General features: G+C 39.9%; 33 protein-coding genes. All 33 read left to right on the top strand.

Translation table 11 applies throughout. The features are described 5' to 3' along the window. Positions 1 to 418: 418 nt before the first annotated feature. Complete coding sequence (gene rpsL / locus KGI01_RS10855; RefSeq protein WP_068450113.1) at positions 419 to 838, top strand: 30S ribosomal protein S12; 420 nt, start codon at positions 419 to 421, stop codon at positions 836 to 838. 37 nt (positions 839 to 875) lie between these two features. After that, the gene (rpsG, locus tag KGI01_RS10860; RefSeq protein WP_066790941.1) at positions 876 to 1,346 is read left to right on the top strand and encodes a 30S ribosomal protein S7; all 471 of its coding nucleotides are present in this window, start codon (positions 876 to 878) and stop codon (positions 1,344 to 1,346) included. Positions 1,347 to 1,388: 42 nt separating this feature from the next. Continuing rightward, positions 1,389 to 3,470 carry an elongation factor G gene (gene fusA, locus KGI01_RS10865; RefSeq protein ID WP_141274709.1) on the top strand — a complete coding sequence of 694 codons (2,082 nt, stop codon included), beginning with the start codon at positions 1,389 to 1,391 and terminating at the stop codon, positions 3,468 to 3,470. A 142-nt stretch (positions 3,471 to 3,612) separates the two neighbouring features. Next, entirely contained in the window at positions 3,613 to 4,800 is a 1,188-nt protein-coding gene (tuf, locus tag KGI01_RS10870; protein ID WP_141274710.1) for an elongation factor Tu, read from the top strand. A gap of 384 nt (positions 4,801 to 5,184) precedes the next feature. Next, complete coding sequence (rpsJ, locus tag KGI01_RS10875) at positions 5,185 to 5,493, top strand: 30S ribosomal protein S10 (RefSeq protein ID WP_029500598.1); 309 nt, start codon at positions 5,185 to 5,187, stop codon at positions 5,491 to 5,493. A 48-nt stretch (positions 5,494 to 5,541) separates the two neighbouring features. After that, a complete protein-coding gene (rplC, locus tag KGI01_RS10880; RefSeq protein ID WP_068450120.1) occupies positions 5,542 to 6,171 on the top strand; it encodes a 50S ribosomal protein L3 in 630 nt (209 codons plus the stop codon). Between the two features lie 26 nt (positions 6,172 to 6,197). Beyond that, on the top strand, positions 6,198 to 6,821 hold the full coding sequence (rplD, locus tag KGI01_RS10885; RefSeq protein ID WP_068450123.1) for a 50S ribosomal protein L4: 624 nt from the start codon (positions 6,198 to 6,200) through the stop codon (positions 6,819 to 6,821). Beyond that, positions 6,821 to 7,099 carry a 50S ribosomal protein L23 gene (rplW, locus tag KGI01_RS10890; protein WP_068450125.1) on the top strand — a complete coding sequence of 93 codons (279 nt, stop codon included), beginning with the start codon at positions 6,821 to 6,823 and terminating at the stop codon, positions 7,097 to 7,099. Before rplD ends, rplW begins: the two co-directional genes overlap by 1 nt. A gap of 33 nt (positions 7,100 to 7,132) precedes the next feature. After that, complete coding sequence (gene rplB / locus KGI01_RS10895) at positions 7,133 to 7,963, top strand: 50S ribosomal protein L2 (protein ID WP_068450128.1); 831 nt, start codon at positions 7,133 to 7,135, stop codon at positions 7,961 to 7,963. Positions 7,964 to 8,023: 60 nt separating this feature from the next. Next, a complete protein-coding gene (rpsS, locus tag KGI01_RS10900) occupies positions 8,024 to 8,305 on the top strand; it encodes a 30S ribosomal protein S19 (RefSeq protein ID WP_068450130.1) in 282 nt (93 codons plus the stop codon). Between the two features lie 22 nt (positions 8,306 to 8,327). Beyond that, entirely contained in the window at positions 8,328 to 8,672 is a 345-nt protein-coding gene (gene rplV, locus KGI01_RS10905) for a 50S ribosomal protein L22 (RefSeq protein ID WP_068450132.1), read from the top strand. A gap of 3 nt (positions 8,673 to 8,675) precedes the next feature. Continuing rightward, positions 8,676 to 9,332 (top strand): 30S ribosomal protein S3, encoded by a 657-nt coding sequence (gene rpsC / locus KGI01_RS10910; RefSeq protein WP_068450135.1) that lies wholly within the window; start codon positions 8,676 to 8,678, stop codon positions 9,330 to 9,332. 2 nt (positions 9,333 to 9,334) lie between these two features. Then, entirely contained in the window at positions 9,335 to 9,769 is a 435-nt protein-coding gene (rplP, locus tag KGI01_RS10915; protein WP_068450137.1) for a 50S ribosomal protein L16, read from the top strand. Next, positions 9,759 to 9,956, top strand: a complete 198-nt coding sequence (gene rpmC, locus KGI01_RS10920) for a 50S ribosomal protein L29 (RefSeq protein ID WP_068450139.1) — start codon at positions 9,759 to 9,761, stop codon at positions 9,954 to 9,956. Before rplP ends, rpmC begins: the two co-directional genes overlap by 11 nt. Before the next feature lie 22 nt (positions 9,957 to 9,978). Continuing rightward, positions 9,979 to 10,242 (top strand): 30S ribosomal protein S17, encoded by a 264-nt coding sequence (rpsQ, locus tag KGI01_RS10925; RefSeq protein WP_141274711.1) that lies wholly within the window; start codon positions 9,979 to 9,981, stop codon positions 10,240 to 10,242. Positions 10,243 to 10,281: 39 nt separating this feature from the next. Beyond that, positions 10,282 to 10,650, top strand: a complete 369-nt coding sequence (gene rplN / locus KGI01_RS10930; protein WP_068450143.1) for a 50S ribosomal protein L14 — start codon at positions 10,282 to 10,284, stop codon at positions 10,648 to 10,650. A 34-nt stretch (positions 10,651 to 10,684) separates the two neighbouring features. Further along, positions 10,685 to 10,993 carry a 50S ribosomal protein L24 gene (gene rplX, locus KGI01_RS10935; protein WP_068450144.1) on the top strand — a complete coding sequence of 103 codons (309 nt, stop codon included), beginning with the start codon at positions 10,685 to 10,687 and terminating at the stop codon, positions 10,991 to 10,993. Positions 10,994 to 11,017: 24 nt separating this feature from the next. Further along, positions 11,018 to 11,557, top strand: a complete 540-nt coding sequence (gene rplE, locus KGI01_RS10940; protein ID WP_068450146.1) for a 50S ribosomal protein L5 — start codon at positions 11,018 to 11,020, stop codon at positions 11,555 to 11,557. A gap of 16 nt (positions 11,558 to 11,573) precedes the next feature. Further along, a complete protein-coding gene (locus KGI01_RS10945) occupies positions 11,574 to 11,759 on the top strand; it encodes a type Z 30S ribosomal protein S14 (RefSeq protein ID WP_068450148.1) in 186 nt (61 codons plus the stop codon). A 30-nt stretch (positions 11,760 to 11,789) separates the two neighbouring features. After that, a complete protein-coding gene (gene rpsH, locus KGI01_RS10950) occupies positions 11,790 to 12,188 on the top strand; it encodes a 30S ribosomal protein S8 (RefSeq protein WP_068450150.1) in 399 nt (132 codons plus the stop codon). Positions 12,189 to 12,220: 32 nt separating this feature from the next. Next, complete coding sequence (gene rplF / locus KGI01_RS10955; RefSeq protein WP_068450152.1) at positions 12,221 to 12,760, top strand: 50S ribosomal protein L6; 540 nt, start codon at positions 12,221 to 12,223, stop codon at positions 12,758 to 12,760. Between the two features lie 33 nt (positions 12,761 to 12,793). Then, positions 12,794 to 13,153: a 50S ribosomal protein L18 gene (rplR, locus tag KGI01_RS10960; protein ID WP_068450154.1), complete on the top strand. Its 360-nt coding sequence runs from the start codon at positions 12,794 to 12,796 to the stop codon at positions 13,151 to 13,153. 21 nt (positions 13,154 to 13,174) lie between these two features. Further along, entirely contained in the window at positions 13,175 to 13,678 is a 504-nt protein-coding gene (gene rpsE, locus KGI01_RS10965; RefSeq protein WP_068450156.1) for a 30S ribosomal protein S5, read from the top strand. 15 nt (positions 13,679 to 13,693) lie between these two features. Next, positions 13,694 to 13,876 carry a 50S ribosomal protein L30 gene (gene rpmD / locus KGI01_RS10970; RefSeq protein WP_141274712.1) on the top strand — a complete coding sequence of 61 codons (183 nt, stop codon included), beginning with the start codon at positions 13,694 to 13,696 and terminating at the stop codon, positions 13,874 to 13,876. A gap of 36 nt (positions 13,877 to 13,912) precedes the next feature. Beyond that, positions 13,913 to 14,353 (top strand): 50S ribosomal protein L15, encoded by a 441-nt coding sequence (gene rplO, locus KGI01_RS10975; RefSeq protein ID WP_068450160.1) that lies wholly within the window; start codon positions 13,913 to 13,915, stop codon positions 14,351 to 14,353. Then, positions 14,353 to 15,639 carry a preprotein translocase subunit SecY gene (gene secY / locus KGI01_RS10980; RefSeq protein ID WP_068450162.1) on the top strand — a complete coding sequence of 429 codons (1,287 nt, stop codon included), beginning with the start codon at positions 14,353 to 14,355 and terminating at the stop codon, positions 15,637 to 15,639. Before rplO ends, secY begins: the two co-directional genes overlap by 1 nt. 65 nt (positions 15,640 to 15,704) lie before the next feature. Continuing rightward, positions 15,705 to 16,358: an adenylate kinase gene (locus KGI01_RS10985; protein ID WP_068450164.1), complete on the top strand. Its 654-nt coding sequence runs from the start codon at positions 15,705 to 15,707 to the stop codon at positions 16,356 to 16,358. Positions 16,359 to 16,814: 456 nt separating this feature from the next. After that, entirely contained in the window at positions 16,815 to 17,033 is a 219-nt protein-coding gene (gene infA, locus KGI01_RS10990) for a translation initiation factor IF-1 (protein WP_038179110.1), read from the top strand. Between the two features lie 38 nt (positions 17,034 to 17,071). Next, a complete protein-coding gene (gene rpmJ / locus KGI01_RS10995) occupies positions 17,072 to 17,185 on the top strand; it encodes a 50S ribosomal protein L36 (protein WP_000868344.1) in 114 nt (37 codons plus the stop codon). A gap of 24 nt (positions 17,186 to 17,209) precedes the next feature. Beyond that, on the top strand, positions 17,210 to 17,575 hold the full coding sequence (gene rpsM, locus KGI01_RS11000) for a 30S ribosomal protein S13 (protein ID WP_068450165.1): 366 nt from the start codon (positions 17,210 to 17,212) through the stop codon (positions 17,573 to 17,575). Positions 17,576 to 17,601: 26 nt separating this feature from the next. Beyond that, positions 17,602 to 17,991 (top strand): 30S ribosomal protein S11, encoded by a 390-nt coding sequence (rpsK, locus tag KGI01_RS11005; RefSeq protein WP_068450167.1) that lies wholly within the window; start codon positions 17,602 to 17,604, stop codon positions 17,989 to 17,991. A gap of 125 nt (positions 17,992 to 18,116) precedes the next feature. After that, the gene (locus KGI01_RS11010) at positions 18,117 to 19,061 is read left to right on the top strand and encodes a DNA-directed RNA polymerase subunit alpha (protein WP_068450169.1); all 945 of its coding nucleotides are present in this window, start codon (positions 18,117 to 18,119) and stop codon (positions 19,059 to 19,061) included. Between the two features lie 56 nt (positions 19,062 to 19,117). Further along, positions 19,118 to 19,498 carry a 50S ribosomal protein L17 gene (gene rplQ, locus KGI01_RS11015; RefSeq protein WP_068450171.1) on the top strand — a complete coding sequence of 127 codons (381 nt, stop codon included), beginning with the start codon at positions 19,118 to 19,120 and terminating at the stop codon, positions 19,496 to 19,498. The last annotated feature ends 401 nt before the right edge of the window (positions 19,499 to 19,899 follow it).

Below are 19,899 nucleotides of genomic sequence, written 5' to 3' on the forward strand. Positions count from 1 at the left end.
CCTTTTTTATTTTGGGTTGACACGTTGTTTTTAGAATGATAATATATTTTAGGTTGATAGTTGTCTGTCTATCATTTCGGAGGATATGAAAATTTTCTCACGGAAAAATCAACAGTCTGGTTTAAAACGAACAATAGTTAATATTTGTTGGTCATGTATGAGGATAATAAACCTCTAAATGTATACGATCGAATGGCCACGCATGCGGTGCGACTAGTAGCACATATATTGGTGTTCCCGTTGCATTTGAACTGGCAGCTAAGCTAGTAGAGAATTTTATTATTTGAACATGTGGCAAGCGATATTAGTATTGATGGTAGTTTTTGCACTGATCATGCGAAAGCTTTGTTTTTTACCCTAAAATGAACCACCTGGATGTGTGGATTTAAAACACAATCAATGAGAGGAGGAAGAATCGATGCCTACAATTAACCAATTAGTACGTAAGCCTCGTCAATCCAAAAGTAAGAAATCAAACTCACCAGCACTAAACAAAGGCTATAACAGCTTTGACAAAGCGTTAACAAACGTTAACTCACCACAAAAACGTGGTGTTTGTACACGTGTTGGTACAATGACACCTAAAAAACCTAACTCAGCGTTACGTAAGTACGCTCGTGTGCGTTTAACTAACCAAATCGAAGTTAACGCTTATATCCCTGGTGAAGGTCACAACTTACAAGAGCACAGTGTTGTTCTTATCCGTGGCGGACGCGTAAAGGATTTACCTGGTGTTCGTTACCACATCGTACGTGGTGCGCTTGATACTGCTGCTGTACAAGGACGTATGCAATCACGTTCATTATACGGTGCTAAAAAACCTAAAGAGAAAAAATAATTTACATTGAGCTATATAGCTGAAAGGAGGAAAACACATGCCTCGTAAAGGTCCTGTTTCCAAACGTGACGTGTTACCAGATCCAATTTATAATTCAAAACTAGTAACTCGTTTAATCAATAAAATGATGGTAGATGGTAAAAGAGGTACTTCTCAAAAAATCTTATACGGAGCTTTCGAATTAGTAAAAGAACGCTCAGGTCAAGATCCACTAGAAGTATTTGATGCTGCACTTAACAACGTAATGCCTGTACTTGAAGTACGCGCTCGTCGTGTTGGTGGTGCTAACTACCAAGTACCAGTAGAAGTACGTCCAGAACGTCGTACAACTCTTGGTCTTCGTTACCTAGTAAACTACTCTCGTCTTCGTGGCGAAAAAACAATGGAAGAACGTCTTGCTAACGAAATTTTAGACGCTTCTAACAACACTGGTGCGTCAGTTAAAAAACGCGAAGATATGCACAAAATGGCAGAAGCAAACAAAGCGTTCGCTCACTACCGTTGGTAATATTAAAAATATCTTAATCCATTATGGAAGGAGAAATACCGCATGACTAGAGAATTCTCACTAGAGAACACTCGTAATATCGGAATCATGGCTCACATCGATGCTGGTAAAACAACAACTACAGAGCGTATCCTTTATTACACTGGTAAGATTCACAAAATCGGTGAAACTCACGAAGGTGCTTCTCAAATGGACTGGATGGAGCAAGAGCAAGAACGTGGTATCACAATCACTTCTGCTGCGACAACAGCTCAATGGAAAGGCCACCGCGTAAATATCATTGATACACCAGGACACGTAGACTTCACTGTAGAAGTTGAACGTTCTCTTCGTGTACTTGATGGTGCTGTAACTGTACTTGATGCTCAATCAGGTGTAGAGCCACAAACTGAAACTGTATGGCGTCAAGCTACAACATACGGTGTACCACGTATCGTATTCATTAACAAAATGGATAAAATCGGTGCAAACTTCCTATACTCTGTAGGAACTCTTAAAGAACGTTTAGAAGCAAACGCTCACCCAATTCAGTTACCAATCGGTGCTGAAGATGAGTTCCACGCAATCATCGACCTTGTAGAAATGAACGCTACATTCTACAAAGAAGGTGACGACGGTTCTAACGCTGAAGTGAAAGAAATCCCTGAGGAATACAAAGCTCAAGCTGAGGAATACCGCGAAAAATTAATCGAAGCTGTTGCTGAATTAGACGAAGAGCTAATGGAAAAATACTTCGCAGGCGAAGAAATTACAACTGAAGAGTTAAAAGCGGGTATCCGTAAAGCAACTCTATCTGTTGAATTCTACCCAGTAGTATGTGGTACAGCATTCAAAAACAAAGGTGTTCAATTAATGCTTGATGCAGTAATTGACTACTTACCAGCTCCAACAGACGTAGCTGCTATTACTGGTACATCTGTTGACGGCGAAGAAGAAATCGTACGTCATTCATCTGATGAAGAGCCATTCGCTGCACTAGCGTTCAAAGTTATGACTGACCCTTATGTTGGTAAATTAACTTTCTTCCGTGTGTACTCAGGTATCTTAGAATCAGGTTCTTACGTACAAAACTCATCTAAAGGTAAGCGTGAACGTGTAGGTCGTATCCTACAAATGCACGCAAACTCACGTGAAGAAATCGAACGCGTTTACGCAGGCGATATCGCAGCAGCTGTAGGTTTAAAAGTTACAACTACTGGTGATACTTTATGTGATGAAAAAGCTTTAGTAATTCTTGAGTCTATGGAATTCCCTGAGCCAGTAATCTCACTTTCTGTAGAACCAAAATCAAAAGCTGACCAAGATAAAATGGGTCAAGCCTTACAAAAACTTCAAGAAGAAGATCCAACTTTCCGTGCACATACTGATCCTGAAACAGGACAAACAATCATCTCTGGTATGGGTGAACTTCACTTAGATATCTTAGTTGATCGTATGAAGCGTGAATTCCGCGTTGAAGCTAATGTTGGTGCTCCACAAGTTTCTTACCGTGAAACTTTCCGTTCATCAGCTCAAGTTCAAGGTAAATTCACTCGTCAATCAGGTGGTCGCGGTCAATACGGTGACGTATGGGTTGAGTTCACTCCAAATGAAGAAGGTAAAGGTTTCGAATTCGAAAACGCAATCGTTGGTGGTGTTGTTCCACGTGAATACATCCCTGCAATCGAAGCTGGTTTAAGAGATTCATTAGCAAACGGTGTATTAGCTGGATTCCCAGTAATTGACGTTAAAGCTAAGTTATACGATGGTTCTTACCATGATGTCGATTCAAACGAAATGGCCTTCAAAGTGGCTGCATCTCTTGCAGTTAAAAAAGCAGCAACTGTTTGTAACCCAGTTCTTTTAGAACCAGTTATGAAAGTAGAAGTTGTAATGCCAGAAGAATACCTTGGTGATATCATGGGTAACATTACTGCTCGTCGCGGACGCGTTGAGGGTATGGAAGCTCGCGGTAACGCACAAGTTGTTCGTGCAATGGTTCCACTTGCTGAAATGTTCGGTTATGCAACAACTTTACGTTCAGCTACACAAGGTCGCGGTACATTCTCAATGGTATTTGACCACTACGAAGAAGTACCAAAATCAGTTTCTGAAGAAATCATCAAGAAACACAAAGGTGAATAATTCAATTATTTTTAATTGAATTTTCTACTGTTATCAAGTATAAATAACTATGTAAGCTATGATTTATTATGGGGTAGGGCCCTGCCCCTTCAATAAATTATGACTATAAACTAAATTACAAACCCTAGGAGGCACATTTAAAATGGCTAAAGAAAAATTCGACCGTTCTAAAACACATGCTAACATTGGTACAATCGGACACGTTGACCATGGTAAAACTACATTAACTGCTGCAATCGCTACAGTTCTTTCTAAAAAAATGGGTGGAGAAGCTAAATCTTACGATCAAATCGATAACGCTCCAGAAGAAAAAGAGCGCGGTATCACAATCAACACTTCTCACATCGAGTACGAAACTGAAAAACGTCACTACGCTCACGTTGACTGCCCAGGACACGCTGACTATGTTAAAAACATGATCACTGGTGCTGCACAAATGGACGGCGGTATCTTAGTAGTATCTGCTGCTGATGGTCCAATGCCACAAACTCGTGAACACATCCTTTTATCTCGTCAAGTAGGTGTTCCATACCTAGTTGTATTCTTAAACAAATGCGATATGGTAGACGACGAAGAATTACTAGAATTAGTTGAAATGGAAGTTCGTGACTTATTATCAGAATACGATTTCCCAGGCGACGAAGTTCCTGTAATCAAAGGTTCTGCTCTTAAAGCTTTAGAAGGCGAAGAAAAATGGGAAGAAGCAATCGTTGAATTAATGGACGCTGTTGATTCTTACATCCCAACTCCAGAACGTCAAACTGACAAACCATTCATGATGCCTGTAGAGGATGTATTCTCTATCACAGGTCGTGGTACAGTTGCAACTGGCCGTGTTGAACGTGGTCAAGTTAAAGTCGGCGACGTAGTCGATATCGTAGGTATCGCTGAAGAAACTGCTCAAACAACTGTAACTGGTGTTGAAATGTTCCGTAAATTATTAGATTACGCTGAAGCTGGCGATAACATCGGTGCTTTATTACGTGGTGTTTCTCGTGAAGATATCCAACGTGGTCAAGTATTAGCTAAACCAGGTTCAATCACTCCACACACAAACTTCAAAGCTGAAGTTTATGTATTATCAAAAGAAGAGGGTGGACGTCACACTCCATTCTTCTCTAACTACCGTCCTCAGTTCTACTTCCGTACAACTGATGTAACTGGTGTTATCACTCTTCCAGAAGGCGTTGAAATGGTAATGCCTGGCGATAACGTTGAAATGGATGTTGAATTAATTCACCCAATCGCTATCGAAGATGGTACTAAGTTCTCAATCCGTGAAGGTGGCCGTACAGTAGGCGCTGGCGTTGTAGCTTCAATCCAAAAATAATTTCTTCTATTGAAGAATGTTATACTGTAATAAAACCCAAGGAGTGCGCACTCCTTGGGTTTTTCTTTTAGCTATTGTTAAATAAGATCAAAAGATTTTTTAAAAATATACAGTTAACAATTGAAATTGAGTTCATAATTTTATATACTATAAAGCGTTGTAAAGACCGAACGCGTGAAGAAATAAGGGAAACGAGTTACATATAAAATATTTTCCTGAAACGACTTGCACATTGCGATATTATTATGTATAATATTGAATGTTGGTCTTTGACTGCGATGAAGCGAGAGGTTACCGACACACCCGGCCGCATTGCCATGGCGAGTGCTCGGAAAATTTTCGTGGAGAATTGTCTAGGAAATAGGCGAAAAGGGAGGGAAAATAATGGCAAAACAAAAGATTCGTATCCGTTTAAAAGCATATGATCACAGAATTCTTGATCAATCGGCTGAGAAAATTGTTGAAACTGCTAAACGTTCAGGTGCTGGTGTATCAGGTCCGATTCCACTACCAACTGAAAAATCAGTTTACACTATCTTACGTGCGGTTCATAAGTACAAAGATTCTCGTGAACAATTCGAAATGCGTACACATAAACGTCTGATCGATATCGTTAACCCAACACCACAAACTGTTGATGCGTTAATGAAACTTGATTTACCATCTGGCGTTGATATTGAAATCAAACTTTAATGGTAAAAATAAAAATAATATTTTAAATCTTACAGGAGGTGCGACTAAATGACTAAAGGAATCTTAGGTAGAAAAATCGGTATGACGCAAGTTTTTGCAGAGAATGGCGATCTAATTCCAGTAACTGTAATCGAAGCTACTCCAAACGTAGTTCTTCAAAAGAAAACAGTTGATACTGATGGTTACGAAGCAATTCAATTAGGTTTCGAAGATAAGCGTGCAAAGCTTTCTAACAAACCTGAACAAGGGCACGTAGCTAAAGCAAACACTGCTCCTAAGCGCTTCATTCGCGAAATTCGCAATGCAAACTTAGCTGAGTACGAAATTGGTCAAGAAGTCAAAGTTGATAGTTTCGCAGAAGGCGATGTAGTAGATGTAACAGGTGTTACTAAAGGTAAAGGTTTCCAAGGTGTTATCAAACGCCACGGACAATCTCGTGGACCTATGTCACATGGTTCTCGTTACCACCGTCGTCCTGGTTCAATGGGTCCAGTTGCTCCGAACCGCGTGTTCAAACAAAAGAAATTACCTGGTCAAATGGGTGGTACAGTAGTAACAATCCAAAACTTAACAATCGTTAAAGTGGATGCTGAACGTAACCTTATTTTAGTAAAAGGTAATGTTCCTGGTTCTAAAAAATCATTAGTAACAGTTAAATCTGCTATTAAAGGTAACTAATTTTCCGAAGAAAGGAGGAAACAGGAATGACAAAAGTTAATGTACTTAGTCAAACAGGTTCTTCTGTAGGCGAAATCGAATTAAACGATGCGATCTTCGGAATCGAACCAAATGAATCAGTTGTATTTGATGCAGTAATCGCTCAACGCGCTTCACTACGTCAAGGTACACACAAAGTAAAAAATCGTTCTGAAGTTGCAGGTGGTGGTCGTAAACCATGGCGTCAAAAGGGTACTGGTCGTGCTCGCCAAGGTTCAATCCGTTCTCCACAATGGCGCGGCGGTGGTATCGTATTCGGTCCAACACCACGTAGCTATGCATACAAACTTCCTAAAAAAGTTCGTCGTTTAGCTCTTAAATCAGTATTGTCAGCAAAAGTTGCAGATACTGAATTAGTAGTATTAGACGCATTAACATTAGCAGCACCTAAAACTAAAGATTTCGTACAAGTTCTTTCAGATCTTAAAATCGAATCTAAAGCTTTATTCGTAACTGCTGATGTGGAAGAAAACGTAGCACTTGCTGCTCGTAATATTCCAGGTGTAACAGTATTAACAGCTGAAGGCATCAACGTTCTTGACCTAGTTGGTCATAACCAAGTTGTAATGACTAAATCTGCTGTAGAAAAAATTGAGGAGGTGCTTGGTTAATGGAAGCACGTGACATTTTAAAACGTCCTGTCATTACTGAGCTTTCTTCAGAACAAATGGCAGAACAAAAATACACTTTCGAAGTTGACACTCGTGCCAACAAAACAGAAGTAAAAAACGCTGTTGAAACAATCTTTGGAGTTAAAGTTGAGAAAGTAAACATCATGAACTACAAAGGTAAAAAGAAACGCGTTGGCCGCTACACTGGTTTAACAAACAAACGTCGTAAAGCTGTTGTAACACTAGCTGAAGGCGAAATCGAATTATTCGAAATGTAATTCGAATAGACATTTTTAAAGGAGGGAAAACACATGGCGATTAAAAAGTATAAACCTACCACTAATGGACGTCGTAACATGACTTCATCGGACTTTGCTGAAATCACTACTAATAAGCCAGAAAAATCATTATTAGAGTCTACAAAACGCAAAGCTGGTCGTAACAACCAGGGTAAAATCACTGTTCGTCATAATGGTGGTGGACACAAACGCCAATACCGTATCATTGATTTCAAACGTATCAAAGACGGTATCCCAGGTAAAGTCGCTACTATTGAGTATGATCCAAACCGATCTGCTAACATCGCATTAATTAACTATGCTGATGGTGAAAAACGCTATATCTTAGCACCAAAAGGTCTTAAAGTAGGTATGGAAGTTGTTTCAGGTCCAGATGTTGATATTAAAGTTGGTAACGCGTTACCATTAACAAATATCCCAATGGGTACAACAATCCACAATATCGAAATGAAACCTGGTAAAGGTGGACAATTAGTACGTTCTGCAGGTACTTCAGCTCAAGTACTTGGTAAAGAAGGTAAGTATGTAATTGTACGCTTACAATCTGGTGAAGTACGTATGATTCTTGCTACATGCCGCGCTACAATCGGTGCTGTAGGTAACGAACAACACGAACTTATCCACATTGGTAAAGCTGGACGTAAACGTTGGATGGGTAAACGCCCAACTGTACGTGGTTCTGTAATGAACCCTAACGATCACCCACACGGTGGTGGTGAAGGTAAAGCTCCAGTTGGACGTAAGTCACCAATGACTCCATGGGGTAAACCAGCACTTGGTTACAAAACTCGTAACAAAAAAGCAAAATCTGACAAGCTTATTATTCGTCGTCGTAAAAAATAAAGTGGTTAAACTACGGTTCAATGGTCGAACCGTGGTGGAATCACGGAGGGAGGTTCCAAAATGGGTCGTAGCTTGAAAAAAGGACCTTTTGTTGACGCTCACTTAATGACTAAGGTTGAAGCTCAACAAGATTCAGAAAAAAAGCAAGTTATTAAAACTTGGTCTCGCCGCTCTACAATCTTCCCGAACTTTATCGGATTAACAATCGCAGTATATGATGGACGCAAACATGTGCCTGTATACGTGACTGAAGATATGGTAGGTCATAAACTTGGCGAATTCGCACCAACACGTACTTATAAAGGTCACGGTGCAGATGATAAGAGAACATCAGTACGCTAATTAAGAGGGGAGGTTAATCCTAATGCAACAAGCTAAAGCAATCGCTCGCACAGTTCGCATTGCTCCTCGTAAGGTACGTCTAGTAGTAGACTTAATTAGAGGCAAGCAAGTTGGCGAAGCAATCGCTATTTTAAAACATACTCCTAAAGCAGCTTCTCCTGTAGTAGAGAAAGTTTTAAACTCAGCAATCGCTAATGCAGAGCACAACTATGATTTAGATGTAAACAGCCTAATCGTTTCTGAAGTATTCGTAGACGAAGGTCCAACATTAAAACGTTTCCGTCCACGCGCACAAGGTCGTGCAAGTGCGATCAACAAACGTACAAGCCACATTACTCTAGTGGTATCTGAGAAGAAGGAGGGATAATACGTGGGTCAAAAAGTACATCCAATAGGTTTACGTGTAGGTGTCATTCGTGATTGGGAATCTCGCTGGTACGCTGAGAAAGACTACGCAACATTACTTCACGAAGATATCAAAGTACGTAATTACATTGAAAAAACTTTAAAAGAAGCATCAGTTTCTAAAGTAGAAATTGAACGTGCTGCTAACAGAATTAACATTACAATTAGTACAGCGAAACCAGGTATGGTTATCGGTAAGGGTGGTACTGAAGTTGAAGCACTTCGTAAAAACCTTAACGCTATGACTGGCAAACGCGTACACATCAACATCGTTGAAATCAAACGTGCAGATCTTGATGCAAAACTAGTTGCTGAGAACATCGCTCGCCAATTAGAAAACCGTGTATCATTCCGTCGTGCACAAAAACAAACAATTCAACGCACTATGCGTGCAGGTGCTAAAGGTATCAAAACTCAAGTATCTGGTCGTCTAGGTGGCGCTGATATCGCTCGTGCTGAGCACTACAGTGAAGGAACTGTTCCACTTCATACACTTCGCGCTGACATCGATTATGCTCACGCTGAAGCTGACACTACTTATGGTAAGTTAGGTGTTAAAGTATGGATCTACCGTGGAGAAGTACTTCCAACTAAGAAGAACTCTGTGGAAGGAGGCAAATAATTATGTTATTGCCAAAACGCGTTAAATACCGTCGTGTACACCGTGGTAAAATGCGTGGCCAAGCAAAAGGCGGTACTACAGTAACATTCGGTGAATTCGGTTTACAAGCTCAATCAGCTAGCTGGATCACTAACCGTCAAATTGAAGCAGCCCGTATTGCAATGACACGTTATACAAAACGTGGTGGTAAAGTATGGATTAACATCTTCCCACACAAACCTTACACTAAAAAGCCTCTAGAAGTACGTATGGGTTCTGGTAAAGGTGCTCCTGAAGGTTGGGTAGCAGTTGTAAAACCAGGCCGTGTAATGTTTGAAATCGGTGGGGTTTCGGAAGAAGTCGCTCGTGAAGCACTTCGCTTAGCATCTCATAAGTTACCTGTTAAGTGTAAAGTTGTTAAACGTGAAGAAATTGGTGGTGAATCTAATGAAAGCTAATGAAATTCGTGAACTTACAAGTGTTGAAATTGAAGATCAAGTAAAATCACTGAAAGAAGAGCTTTTCAACCTTCGCTTCCAATTAGCGACTGGTCAATTAGAAAACACAGCTCGCATTCGTGAGGTACGTAAAACTATCGCTCGTATGAAAACTGTTATTCGTCAAAGAGAAATCAGTGCTAATTAACTGATAAAGGAGGTTTGCAAGCATGTCTGAGCGTAACCAACGCAAAGTTTACACAGGCCGTGTTGTTTCTGACAAAATGGATAAAACGATCACAGTAGTCGTTGAAACATACAAGAAACACTCACTTTACGGTAAACGTGTAAAATACTCTAAAAAGTTCAAAGCGCATGATGAAAACAACATAGCAAAAGTTGGAGATATCGTACGCATTATGGAAACTCGTCCGCTATCAGCTACTAAACGTTTCCGTTTAGTTGAAGTTGTAGAAAAAGCGGTTATTATCTAAATAATTTCGGAACACTCGATCCGAAGGGAGGTAACCTAAGTGATTCAACAAGAAAGTCGTTTGAAAGTTGCCGACAACTCAGGTGCTAAAGAAGTACTTACAATTAAAGTACTTGGTGGTTCTGGCCGTAAAACTGCTAATATCGGTGATGTTATTGTTTGTACAGTTAAGAAAGCAACACCAGGTGGCGTTGTCAAGAAAGGCGAAGTAGTTAAAGCTGTAATCGTTCGTACTAAGAGCGGTGCACGTCGTAAAGACGGTACTTACATCAAATTCGATGAGAACGCATGCGTAATCATCCGTGATGACAAGTCACCACGTGGAACTCGTATTTTCGGACCAGTTGCTCGTGAACTACGTGATAGCAACTACATGAAAATCGTTTCATTAGCTCCGGAAGTTCTTTAATTACATGAAAGTAGCCATCAAGGAGGTGCGACAAATGCACGTTAAAAAAGGCGATAAAGTAAAAGTGATTACAGGTAAAGATAAAGGCAAAGAAGGCGTTATCCTATCTGCATTCCCGAAAAAAGATCGCGTTTTAGTTGAAGGTGTTAACATCGTTAAAAAACACGTTAAGCCTAACCAACTAAATCCACAAGGTGGAATTGTAAGCCAAGAAGCTGCAATTCACGTATCGAACGTAATGTTAATCGATCCGAAAACTGGCGAGCCGACTCGCGTAGGTTACAAAATGGAAGATGGCAAAAAAGTTCGTGTTTCAAAAAAATCAGGTAAAGTAATCGACTAATAGTAATAGAGAGGAGGTATACAAATGAGCCGCCTAAAAGACAAATTTGTAAATGAAGTATCATCTGCTCTAATGAGCAAATTTGAATATACATCAGTAATGCAAGTACCAAAAGTTGAGAAAATCGTTGTTAACATGGGTGTTGGTGACGCTGTTCAAAACTCTAAAGTTCTTGACTCTGCTGTTGAAGAATTAGCTTTAATCACTGGTCAAAAACCAGTTATCACAAAAGCGAAAAAATCAATCGCTGGCTTCCGTCTACGTGAAGGTATGCCAATCGGTGCAAAAGTTACATTACGTGGAGAGCGTATGTATGACTTCTTAGATAAATTAATCGCTGTTTCATTACCACGTGTACGTGACTTCCACGGTGTTTCTAAAAAAGCATTCGACGGTCGCGGTAACTACACTCTTGGTGTGAAAGAACAATTAATTTTCCCAGAAATCGACTATGATAAAGTATCAAAAGTACGCGGTATGGATATCGTTATCGTTACTACTGCGAACTCTGACGAAGAAGCTCGCGAGTTGTTAACACAATTCGGTATGCCATTCCAAAAATAATAAGGGAGGCGAGATCGTGGCAAAAAAATCTATGATCATCAAGCAACAACGCGGTTCTAAATTCAAAGTACAAGAATATACTCGCTGTGAACGCTGTGGCCGTCCACACTCTGTATACCGCAAATTTAAACTTTGCCGTATTTGTTTCCGAGAACTTGCTTACAAGGGACAAATTCCTGGCGTGAAAAAAGCCAGCTGGTAATCCCCTAATATTGGGAAGGAGGTAAATGTAATGACAATGACAGATCCAATCGCTGACATGCTAACTCGCGTACGTAACGCGAACATGGTTCGTCACGAAAAATTAGAGCTTCCAGCTTCTAATATCAAAAAAGAGATCGCTGAAATTTTAAAGCGTGAAGGTTTTGTACGTGATGTAGAGTATGTTGAAGATGACAAACAAGGAATTATCCGTATCTTCTTAAAATACGGTCAAAATAACGAACGTGTTATTACAGGTTTAAAACGTATTTCTAAACCGGGTTTACGCGTTTACGCTAAAACTGAAGAATTACCTAAAGTATTAAACGGTCTAGGGATCGCTTTAGTTTCTACTTCAAACGGTTTATTAACAGATAAAGAAGCTCGCGCTCAAAAAGTTGGCGGCGAAGTTTTAGCATACGTTTGGTAATAAGCAACAAATGAATGGAGGTGCAACATTAAATGTCTCGCGTAGGTAAAAAACCAATCGAGGTACCTGCAGGTGTTACTGTATCAGTAGATGCAAACAACGTAGCAACTGTTAAAGGTCCAAAAGGCGAATTAGTTCGTTCTTTCCACAAAGATATGAAAATCGAACAAGAAGGTAACGTGATTACAATCACTCGCCCTTCTGAATCTAAAGAGCACCGTACTAACCACGGTACAACTCGTGCGTTACTTGCTAACATGGTAACTGGTGTATCTGAAGGATTCTCTAAATCATTAGAATTAATCGGTGTAGGTTACCGTGCTCAATTACAAGGCAAAAAACTAGTACTTAACGTTGGTTATTCTCACCCAGTTGAGTTTACACCAGAAGACGGTGTTGAAGTTGAAGTACCTTCTAACACAAAAGTTATCGTTAAAGGTATTTCAAAAGAAAAAGTTGGTGCTCTTGCATCTAACATCCGTGACGTTCGTCCTCCAGAGCCTTACAAAGGTAAAGGGATCCGTTACGAAGGCGAATACGTTCGTCGTAAAGAAGGTAAAACAGGTAAATAATGCTGCATAAGCATTAGAAAGGAGTGACCTTTTGTGATTACGAAACAAGATAAGAATCAAGTTCGTAAAAAACGTCATGCACGCGTACGTTCAAAAATTTCTGGTACTACACAACGTCCTCGTTTAAACGTGTACCGTTCTAATAAAAACATTTACGCTCAAATCATCGACGATTCTCAAGGCGTAACATTAGTTTCAGCTTCAACAATGGATAAAGGTTTCGAAGGTTCTGCAGGGAACGTAGAAGCTGCATCTAAAATTGGTGAAACTATCGCTAAAAAAGCTGCAGAAAAAAACATCAAAGCTGTTGTATTTGACCGCGGCGGTTACTTATACCACGGACGCGTAAAAGCTTTAGCTGAAGCTGCTCGCGAAAACGGTTTAGAATTTTAATAAGAAGGAGGTACACATTTCATGGGTCACATTATTGACGCAAACAAACTAGAACTTGAAGAACGCGTTGTTACAATCAACCGCGTAGCTAAAGTTGTTAAAGGTGGACGTCGTTTCCGTTTTACTGCATTAGTAGTAGTAGGAGACCGCAATGGCCATGTTGGTTTTGGTACAGGTAAAGCTCAAGAAGTACCTGATGCTATTCGTAAAGCTGTTGAAGATGCGAAGAAAAACCTAGTGGAAGTTCCACGTGTTGGTGGTACTACACCTCATTTAGTAATTGGTAAATTCGGTGCAGGAAACATCATGATCAAACCTGCTGCTCCTGGTACAGGAGTTATCGCTGGTGGTCCAGTGCGTGCTGTATTAGAGTTAGCTGGTATTACGGACATTCTTTCAAAATCTTTAGGTTCAAACACACCAATCAACATGGTACGTGCGACTATTAAAGGTTTAACAGAACTTAAACACGCTGAAGAAGTTGCAAAACTTCGTGGTAAATCAGTAGAAGAGTTATTAGGTTAAGGGAGGGAAATGACTATGGCAAACAAATTAGAAGTTACCCTAACAAAAAGCCTAATTGGCGCTAAACCAGGTCAACGTGCAACTGCACAAGCTCTAGGTTTACGCAAAATGAATCAAACTGTTGAACACAACGATAACGTTGCTGTTCGCGGTGCGATTGCAAAAGTTGCTCACTTAGTAACTGTTGTTGAAAAATAATACATTATTCTATATATAAGGAGGTGCCATCTAATAATGAAACTTCATGAGTTACAACCAACTGCTGGTTCACGTAAAGAACGTAACCGTGTAGGTCGTGGTATCGCGACTGGTAACGGTAAAACTTCTGGTCGTGGTCATAAAGGTCAAAAAGCACGTTCTGGCGGCGGCGTTCGTCCGGGCTTTGAAGGTGGTCAAAACCCTTTATTCCGTCGTTTACCAAAACGCGGCTTCACAAACATTAACCGTAAAGAGTTCGCTATCGTGAACCTTGATGCGTTAAACCGTTTTGAAGAAGGTACAGAAGTTACACCAGCTTTACTTATCGAATCTGGTGTTGTAGGCAATGAAAAATCTGGTATCAAAATCCTAGGTAATGGATCACTTGATAAAAAGCTTTCTATTAAAGCCCACAAATTCTCAGCTTCAGCAAAAGAAGCAATCGAAAATGCGGGCGGGAACATTGAGGTGATTTAATGTTTCAGACAATCTCGAGCTTTTTACGTGTGAGAGATATTCGAAATAAAATCATCTTTACACTTTTGATGCTGGTAGTGTTCCGTATTGGAACATTTGTGCCAGTGCCAAATGTGAACGCTGACGTATTAAAGCAAACAGACCAATATAGTCTTGTCGGCTTTTTAAATACTTTCGGTGGAGGAGCTTTACAAAACTTCTCAATCTTTGCGATGGGGATTATGCCTTATATTACGGCATCAATCATCGTGCAACTGTTGCAAATGGACGTTGTTAAGAAGTTTACAGAGTGGTCAAAACAAGGTGAGGCAGGACGTAAGAAGAGTGCGCAATTTACTCGTTACTTTGCTATTATTCTTGCATTCATCCAATCAATCGCTATGTCGTACGGTTTCAACCGTATGTACGGTGGGGAATTGATTCAAGGTGAAGGTTTCCTAACTTACTTTACAATTGCTATTGTGTTAACTGCTGGTACAGCATTCCTTTTATGGTTAGGTGAGCAAATTACTGATAAAGGTGTTGGTAATGGTGTTTCAATCATTATCTTCGCAGGTATCGTAGCCGCTTTACCAACAACAGTGAACCAAATTTATGCTCAAGAATTTGAAAATGCTGGTGATCAAATGTTCATCAACATTATCAAAGTCGTACTGATTGCTCTTGCAGCTCTTCTTATTATTGTCGGAATCATCTACTTCCAACAAGCGGATCGTAAAATTCCGATTCAATATGCAAAAGGCACAAGTGCTAATCGTGGAGCACAACAATCTCATTTACCATTGAAAGTTAACGCTGCCGGCGTTATTCCAGTAATCTTTGCGGTTGCGTTCATCGTAACACCTAGAACATTGGCTAGTTTCTTCGGTGATGGGAAAGTAGCTATCTTTATCCAAAACACTTTTGATTATTCAAAACCAGTTGGTATGATTATCTACGTTGCATTGATTGTTGCATTTACGTACTTCTATGCTTTCGTACAAGTGAATCCGGAAAAAGTAGCGGACAACTTGAAAAAACAAGGTGCTTATATCCCGGGTATTCGCCCAGGTAAAAGTACTGAAAGTTATTTAACAAGTGTCTTATATCGCTTAACTTTTGTTGGGGCTATTTATCTGTCAGTTGTGGCAATTTTACCGATTTTATTCGTAAATATCGCTAATCTTCCGCAGTCGGCTCAAATTGGCGGTACAAGTTTAATCATCGTTGTGGGTGTTGCACTCGAAACAATGAAACAACTTGAATCACAGTTAGTAAAACGTCACTACAAAGGTTTTATGAAATAAAAGTTGGTTTTCAGGGGCGTTTTCGTTCCTTTGAACCATCATAATTGAAAGAGGGGGCTCACCGTATGAATATCGTTTTAATGGGTTTGCCTGGTGCTGGTAAAGGTACTCAAGCAGACAAAATTGTTGAGAAGTACGATATCCCTCATATTTCTACAGGCGATATGTTCCGTGCAGCTATTAGTAACGGTACGGAATTAGGCTTACAAGCGAAATCGTTTATGGATAACGGTTCTTTAGTTCCGGATGAAGTAACGATTGGTATCGTTCGCGAACGCTTAAGCCAACCTGATTGTAACCAAGGATTCCTACTTGATGGTTTCCCACGTACAATTGAGCAAGCTGAAGCACTAGATGCAATTCTAGCTGATTTAGGTAAATCAATTGAACATGTGGTAAATATTGAAGTAGCTAAAGAAGATCTGGTTAAACGTTTAACAGGTCGTCGTATCTGTAAAGTATGTGGTTCATCTTATCATTTAATTTTCAACCCTCCAAAAGAGGAAGGAAAATGTGATAAAGATGGAGGAGAACTTTATCAAAGAGCAGACGATAATCCAGAGACAGTTAATAACCGTCTGGAAGTAAATATTAAGCAATCACAACCATTATTAGATTTCTACGCTGCTAAAAATGTTTTAACAAACATTAATGGCGATCAAGAAATCGGTAAAGTGTTTGCTGATGTAGACGCTCTTTTACAGAGCAGCCGCAACTAATAACCCGTGTCTCGGGCGCATTGATTTTGCTGAGGCAAGGTAGTATGCGGTGGCACAACGGAAAGTTAATTTTCGAGAGCTGCAAAAGCATATTGTGCCCGGTCTATGCACTGAAGAATGGATTGTTTCGTTTAAAGGATACCCTTTTTCCTAGATGCAATCAGTATTCGAACAGGGTATAATGGGTTTCGTGAAAAGTATCTGTTTTTAACAGGTATGCAGGATCTCATCTAGGACATTCCGGGTGATCGTGTTGACATGAAGGGATACAAGGTTCTCCGGGGACATATTATCCTGGGATTATGAGATGCGAAACCTGATGAACGTCTTTCGAACATCCTCATAAACCAAACCATTGTTGATGCGAATTATCTTGTTTAAGATGAAGCTTGCAGCAAATTCCGTTTGAATTTGACGATGAGAACCTGAATTGCATATAGAAGGGAGACAGGCTCGATGGCGAAAGACGATGTAATTGAAATCGAAGGTACAGTTGTTGAAACTTTGCCAAACGCGATGTTTAAGGTAGAATTAGAAAATGGTCATACAGTGCTAGCTCATGTATCTGGCAAAATCCGTATGCACTTTATCCGTATTTTACCTGGAGATAAAGTTACAATTGAATTATCTCCGTATGACTTAACACGCGGTCGTATCACATACCGTTTTAAATAATCTTTTGCACTCCGGACCACTAAGGAGGTTAGGTTAAGATGAAAGTAAGACCATCAGTAAAACCGATCTGCGAAAAATGTAAAGTTATTCGTCGACGCGGTAAAGTAATGGTAATCTGTGAAAATCCTAAACACAAACAAAAACAAGGATAATTCTAAAGGAGGTGCACATCGTACATGGCACGTATTGCTGGTGTTGACATTCCACGCGAAAAACGCGTTGTAATTTCATTAACATACATTTACGGTATCGGTAACACAACTGCTAAACAAGTTCTTGCAGACGCAGGTGTTTCAGAAGATACTCGTGTAAAAGATCTAACTGAAGATCAATTAAACCAAATCCGTGAACAATTAGACAAGTATAAAGTAGAGGGTGACTTACGTCGCGAAATCTCACTTAACATCAAACGTCTAATGGAGATCGCTTCATTCCGCGGTATCCGTCACCGTCGTGGTTTACCAGTTCGTGGACAAAATACGAAGAACAATGCGCGTACGCGTAAAGGTCCTCGTAAAACTGTTGCGAACAAGAAAAAATAATTAAGTAAAGGAGGTTTCTTCTTAACATGGTACGTAAACAACAATCACGTAAACGTCGTGTGAAAAAGAATATCGAATCTGGTATCGCTCACATCCGTTCTACATTTAATAATACAATCGTAACCATCACAGATGTACAAGGTAACGCTATTTCTTGGTCTTCTGCTGGTGCATTAGGTTTCCGTGGATCACGTAAATCTACTCCATTCGCTTCTCAAATGGCTGCTGAAACTGCTGCTAAAACTGCAATGGAACACGGTTTAAAAACATTAGAAGTAACTGTTAAAGGTCCTGGTGCAGGTCGTGAAGCTGCTATTCGTGCACTTCAAGCTGCAGGTTTAGAAGTTACAGCTATTAAAGACGTAACTCCAGTTCCTCATAATGGTTGCCGCCCACCAAAACGTCGTCGCGTATAATTAAGTTTCTTGTCTTGTCGACTAGATTTAATGTACACATATATTTAATATCGTAAAGATTGATTGACATTTGATTTTATGTTGAAATAGATATATATTCGATGTTTTTAAGGAGGGTAAATTGAATGATCGAAATTGAAAAACCAAAGATTGAAACCGTTGAGATCAGTAATGACCTTAAATATGGCAAATTTGTTGTAGAGCCACTTGAACGTGGTTATGGTACTACTTTGGGTAATTCACTACGTCGCATTCTGCTGTCTTCTTTACCAGGCGCTGCTGTAACTTCTATTCAAATTGACGGCGTACTTCACGAGTTCTCTACTATTGAGGGTGTAGTTGAAGATGTTGCTTCAATCATTTTGAATTTAAAGAAACTTGCATTGAAAATTTACTCTGACGAAGAAAAAGTTATTGAAATTGATTTTGCAGGCGAAGGTGTTATCACAGCTGCTGACATCATGCATGACAGTGATGTGGAAGTGTTAAACCCAGATCTATATATCGCAACTGTTGCTAAAAACGGTCATTTGCGTATGCGTATGCACGCACAACGTGGACGTGGATACACTCCAGCTGATCAAAACAAACGCGAGGATCTTCCTATCGGCGTTATCCCGATCGACTCTATTTACACTCCAGTTTCACGCGTCAACTTCACTGTGGAGAATACTCGTGTTGGACAATCGTCTGATTTCGACAAACTTTCACTAGATGTGTGGACAGATGGCAGCATCGGTCCTAAAGAGGCGATTTCGCTCGGAGCAAAAATTTTAACCGAGCATCTAAATATCTTCGTTGGTTTAACTGATGAAGCTAAAACAGCTGAAATCATGGTTGAAAAAGAAGAAGATCAAAAAGAAAAAGTATTAGAGATGACTATCGAAGAGCTTGATCTTTCTGTTCGTTCTTACAACTGCCTAAAACGTGCTGGTATCAATACTGTTCTTGAACTTGCTAATAAGTCTGAGGATGATATGATGAAAGTTCGCAACTTAGGTCGTAAATCACTTGAAGAAGTAAAAGCTAAGTTAGAAGAGCTTGGTTTAGGATTACGAGAAGAAGACTAAGCGATTTTATATAAAAAAATGTATGATCAGTAATTGAACGAAGGAGGGAAACATCCATGGGTTACAGAAAACTTGGACGTACAAGTTCTCAACGTAAAGCGATGTTACGTGATTTAGCAACTGACTTAATCATTAACGAACGTATTCAAACAACTGAAACGCGTGCGAAAGAATTACGCTCGGTTGTAGAAAAAATGATTACTTTAGGTAAACGCGGTGATTTACATGCTCGTCGTCAAGCGGCAGCATACATTCGTCGTGAAGTGGCTACAATCACTGACGCTGAAGGTAATGAATCAACAGTTTTTGCATTACAAAAATTGTTTGATGATGTAGCACCACGCTACGCTGACCGTCAAGGCGGTTATACTCGCATTATGAAAATGGGACCTCGCCGTGGTGACGGTGCGCCTGTAGTTGTGATTGAACTAGTTTAATCATTGCGAAATGCGATGGAGGGTGTACTTGTTCACGCAAATGAACTTTGCACCCTCTTTTTTATAAAAACAAGATTTATACGACAAATTTAAAAGCCGAGCGTTATGATGAGCGGACATAAGTGCTGTCTCGTTTAGCTCTACGCACCCCATTCACTCTAAGGTCTGAGCAACCTTAGAAGGTGAGAATATTCGATTATTGCGCATTTCTCTTGAATGGGGTGCGCGCTTTTTTATTGCATTAATGCACGAGGTTATTTAAAAACTTCCAAGTTGCACGTTTTTTTGAGTTGAATGACAAAAATCTTATAACATAAGTTTTTTCATCTTAACAGTTCGAGAAGGACGTCTTACGGAGGCTTTTAGGTAGCCTCGTTTATTTATACATAGAAAATTCTGGG

This window comes from Kurthia gibsonii, assembly GCF_006539985.1.
Taxonomy (GTDB): Bacteria; Bacillota; Bacilli; order Bacillales_A; family Planococcaceae; genus Kurthia; species Kurthia gibsonii.